The organism is Candidatus Accumulibacter cognatus (assembly GCF_000584975.1).
GTDB lineage: Bacteria > Pseudomonadota > Gammaproteobacteria > Burkholderiales > Rhodocyclaceae > Accumulibacter > Accumulibacter cognatus.
The window spans coordinates 1-1,926 of the sequence record NZ_JDST02000094.1; the positions used below are offsets into that span (position 1 = coordinate 1).

General features: G+C 59.1%; 1 protein-coding gene. It reads left to right on the plus strand.

Annotated elements, in window-relative coordinates; all coding sequences use genetic code 11:
- Window positions 1-518: 518 nt before the first annotated feature.
- Window positions 519-1,835, plus strand: a complete 1,317-nt coding sequence (gene ltrA, locus AW06_RS16300; RefSeq protein ID WP_034952168.1) for a group II intron reverse transcriptase/maturase — start codon at window positions 519-521, stop codon at window positions 1,833-1,835.
- Window positions 1,836-1,926 lie beyond the last annotated feature (91 nt).

Consider the following 1,926-nt stretch of genomic DNA (forward strand, 5'->3'; position numbering starts at 1 on the left):
TCTTGGTTGCGGCTGGGCAATGCTGCAAATTCTAGCGGGAGGAGGTCCCGTCCCGGTAGCCGCTAGCCACGGGCCGGGTATCGAGCCTTGCAGGTATAGTGGTAACACTATGCTTGATGCGTAGGCGCGAAAGCAGGCGAGGAGCAATGGTAACGGATAATGCCGACCGTGAAGGTTAAGAGTCCCGAAATGACCGCTTTGGAATGGGCCGATGGTTTCAAGACGCCAGCAGGCAACAGCGCAACCCACACTATGGCAAGTGAGTTGTGCCCACCCGGGATCGACGACCGCAGCGAGCCTGACAACGAGAACTGGCAGTAACCCAGGAGATCCCATCGTCGGCGCGGAACAAGCGCACGTCCCGACAAGCCTGAAAAGCGAGGAGGGAAGCATCGGAGGTGGGAAGTCGGAGGTGTCCATAGTAGCGACGAACGCGGGTAATGCTGCGGGAGCGAAGGGGCACCAGTTTAAGACAACGAACAGGGGATACATGCCCCGACACCGAGCGGACTCTGCGCATGAACACACCACTTGTTCGTTTCACACAGTGGGCACAAGAGGCTCCCCAAGCGCGGTACAACGCGCTGATGGGACTGCTCAGCGACCCCGAGGGGCTGATGCACAGTTTTGAAGTTCAACCGGGCAACAAGGCCGTCGGAATCGACAAGGTGAGTAAATCGGACTACGCACAGGACCTGGAAGGGCGGATTACCGCGCTTTCAGGCGAACTGCGCAGCCTGAGCTACCGACCGCAACCGGTCCGGCGCGTCTACATCCCCAAGAGCAATGGACGGCAAAGGCCTCTGGGTATCCCCTGTTTTGAAGACCGGATCGTTCAACATCGCCTGTCCGGGATACTCCAAGCGATCTGGGAGCCCGAATTTCGTGACTGTTCGTACGGGTTCCGTCCACGACGCAACGCGCATCAAGCGCTCGCGGAACTGGGTGAGATCACCACGAATCAGGGGACGCAGTGGTTGGTTGAGGCCGACATCAAAGGATTTTTTGATCATGTCGAGCACGACTGGCTGATGCGCTTTCTAGAGCACCGGGTCGGCGACCCGGTGTTACTGCGGATTATCCGGCGGCTACTCAAAGCGGGTGTGATGGAAGCAGGGGTATTCACGGCCAGCGAAGCCGGGACGCCGCAAGGCGGACTCGTCTCACCCGTGCTGGCCAACATTTACCTGCACTATGTGCTCGATTTGTGGTTTGAGAAACGGTATGTCCGCACCTGCAAAGGACAGGGCTACCTGATTCGCTACGCAGATGACTTTGTGGCCTGTTTCACCCACGAAGAGGATGCGCGGCGGTTCATGGACGAGCTGACCGAGCGACTGGCCGTATTCGGGCTTGAAGTCGAGCCCAGCAAGACCGGCTTGCTACGCTTTGGCAGTAGGGCAGCGAGTGACTGCCAGAAGGACGGCAGCAAACGCCCCTCGACCTTCGATTTTCTGGGCTTTACGCACTACGTGGGCAAAAGCCGCCGCGGGCGTTTTGTACTCGGGCGCCGGAGCCAGCGCACGCGAATTGCCAAGAAATTGAAGGAAGTCAGCGACCGCCTATCGGCGTTACGTGTCAAAGGCGGGCGCGCCATGATGGACTATGCCAAGCGACACCTGCGGGGGCATCTTGCGTACTATGCAGTCAGTGGCAATGCCCGCAGTATCCGCACCTATGCCTACCGGATTAGCCGCTTGCTGTTTAAGCGGCTGAACCAACGCAGTCAAAGGCGAAGTGTAGCGTGGGACCGGTTCGGTAAAATCCTATCAGGCTGGATGCCGTCTCTACGCATCCAGCACAATCTCTACCCCAAACCACTGTGGATGACTTGAGCTGGGAGCCGGATGGGGTAACGCTCCAAGTCCGGTTCTGCGAGGGCGGCGGGACGTACCGGGTGACCGGGATTCCCGCCGCTACTCACCC

Excerpts from the sequence above, each read along its gene's own strand:
- ltrA (WP_034952168.1), top strand. The coding sequence starts at position 519 with ATGAACACACCACTTGTTCGTTTCACACAGTGGGCACAAGAGGCTCCC.